Origin of the sequence: uncultured Mucilaginibacter sp., from assembly GCF_903893715.1 — a bacterium.
Taxonomy (GTDB): domain Bacteria; phylum Bacteroidota; class Bacteroidia; order Sphingobacteriales; family Sphingobacteriaceae; genus Mucilaginibacter.
The window spans coordinates 1-2,855 of the sequence record NZ_CAITNG010000084.1 but is presented as its reverse complement, the minus strand read 5'-3'; the positions used below and the strand labels follow the sequence as shown (position 1 = coordinate 2,855).

General features: G+C 43.6%; 1 protein-coding gene. It reads right to left on the bottom strand.

Annotated features, from left to right (window positions below):
- Positions 1–289 precede the first annotated feature (289 nt).
- Positions 290–2,855, bottom strand: a 2,566-nt coding sequence (locus QZX97_RS09940; RefSeq protein WP_295664617.1) for a hypothetical protein, incomplete at its 5' end; no start/stop codon positions are given.

Here is a 2,855-nt window from a genome sequence, read left to right as displayed (position 1 = left end):
TTGAATATCACTTGCTGCATGGTTGGCCCTGATAACAATTCTTTCATTGTTACCGAATCGACTGTTGGCAACGACTTAATGCTTTGACCAAAGGTTTGCGTAAAAGCATAAAACGAAATCAGGAGTATAAGACCAATACTTTTTTCTAATTTAAATCGCATCATTTTTTATTAATACTTCCGAGAAATGCTATCAATACTTCATTAAAAAGTGTCTGTATTCTTTTGGTACGTTAGTAAAAAAACATGATGTTGCTCATGTCCCATTTTTAAATATACAGTTTTCGAATTTACTTGCTTTCGCAAATCACCTTACCCCCATTTACAACTTTGGTTTGCGTACGATTTCCGTTTAGCTTAAATACAATCGTTTCAGCTTCGTCTTTCCAATTGATTTGTGCCTGATTATTGCTAAAACCTATATTAGGTAGCTCGTCTCCATATTTAAAAGGGATTAGCAATACCTTATAGTTTACCAGCTTCGCCTTTGTACTGATCGCTAAACGATCATAATATTGTGTTTTAGCTTGTTTCGAATTAGACGGGCCGACTTCTGTACTTACTTTCATGAGCGGTATAGATTCATCATTACTGTTATCCAACCCTAAAATATATACCAACAACAGCGGCTCACCTTTTTCCGGCTCGATCAATTGTTTTTTTGTTTGATCAGAAGCCGCTTTATAAGTCCGGTAAGCTAACACCACTTCATTCTTTTCAAGCCCGGCTATATTGGCTTGCCAAACGCCACCGTTAAGCATCGCCGTCCATTGGTAAGTGTGGTTTTTGTCGTCTTTTTTTAAATCATCGGTTATAATGCAAATAGGATGCTTGCCTCTTACCAACCCTACTGATCGGTATACGTATTCCATAGGATTAAATGGCGCCCGTGAAGTGGCTATATAATTTGAATACGTATAAGTTGCCCACCAAGGGCGCATTTTGTAATGTGATGTACCAGCAAACATTTTAAGATTTTGTTCCGACGGGTCAAGCTCCCAGTCGAGCGATTTCATTTTATCTTCCCAAATCTGCGCAGGTTGCGTCTGCCAACGATAAGTGTAAGAGTTTGTCAAATCGGCGGAAGCAAAACCGCCCAGTTCAGTTTCGGTTTCACCAAGGTACGTTGCTGCAGCCTGATAGCCGGTTCCAAGCCCTGAAGAACCCTCCGGCTCCGATTCTCCGTCAACCAAAACCTGATTATGGTATTTACCGTCATATACCTGCGGGAACGGGCTTTCGGTAAACCAGTTGATCCCGAGGGCAGAAAAATGGAACATGCCTGCATCAGCATGATGATGCCCGCCACCTAAATAATGATCCGGTCTCACCATCATATTGATCCAGGTGGCATTTGTTGAGGCATCGCTATATGCTGAAAACACCCCGTGTATCGGCGCATTGAATGTCAAAGGCAATTTCAAATCGGCACGGGTTGTTTGCTTGTAATCGGTATTATAAAGCAAGCTATGTACAAAACCCGGATACATTGGGCTGGGCATACGCAAGCGCGGCACTTTTGCTACATCTGATTTATAGGCTTCCGCATCAAAACGATCAAATTTCCATTCCCGGTACATTTCGTCCTTATCATCAAAATTGGCCGATTGAGATAGTAAGTAATCGGGAATACGGCTTTCCGGATAGAAAGATTTAAACTCTTCAATTGTTTGAAATGAAAAATTACTTTGGCTAAATGGAACATATTGCGTGCCACTGTTAACAATCACCTTTCCATCCGGGGATGTCATTTGTGTTTGCCCTTCTAATAGTCTGCGAACATTGGGATGCCCCCAAAGGTTGTCGCCACGACGCGCAAGCGTGATCATGGAAAGGGTGAAAAATTGCATCCCGCCGGGTGTCTTACCATTACTTTCATAAATAACACCCGATGGATCGATTCCCCATTCGGCAAATGATTTTACTGTTTCGCAATTCGATTCATAAGCTTCTTCATCAAATCCTTCAAGGCCTTCAATTGCTGCTAGAGCCAAGAAATTGGGTAAGTCCCAGGCAACCCAGTTAATATCCCTGAACCGCTTGGGTCCGTCCTGCCCATAACCCCGCCTTCCATAAGTTGCTTTAGCAATTACACGGCGCATCAAATCCTTCTCCTCAGCGTTCATCCATTTACCCGCAAAATCCAGGCTAAGCCCCAAATTCATGTGTGCCACAAGGCCATGAATATTGCGCCACGCGGTATTGGCGCCATTTCCGCCAACTTCAGAAACTGTACCGTCAGGGCGAGTATAACTGGTACCAAATTCCGAATCGCTTACTGCGTTGTATTCATCGATAAGGGGCTCGCGTAACTTAAAATAATTGGCAATAGCCGCCGCAGCCATCCTACCGTGCACGTTGTCGTTGGTCAGCAGGCAATACAATGCCATGTCGGCCAAACATTCGGGCACATACGCAATATGGGAATTGTAAATACCAGCAACCTCTCCTTTAAACATCTGCGGCAAGCCAGCTATTGCTCCCCCCGGAGGGTTGGCCGGCCATTCCAAACCATTCAAATCGCCTGTTGACAGTTTTAAAAATACTTTTCCGTCGCTGGTGGTCGGGTCCCAAAATGACTTTTTTAGCAAATACCCAACCTCGATCATCGACTGCTGGCCTGATTTACTACTATTGATCCGTTTTGCCAACATCGGAATATCTGCCTCGCTGAACAATATGCGAGGGTACACACCCGGTGCCGGTACTTTTGATCCCAATAAAGCTGTATTAAAGCCAGTATAATCATAGGCTGATTTGGGCGTGAAGGCCCAATTTGTTTCCGGACCATTTAAAACTTTCATTTGTTCAGGCGTCACTTTTACATGGTCGGTCCATTTGCCCTGCATTTTTAAC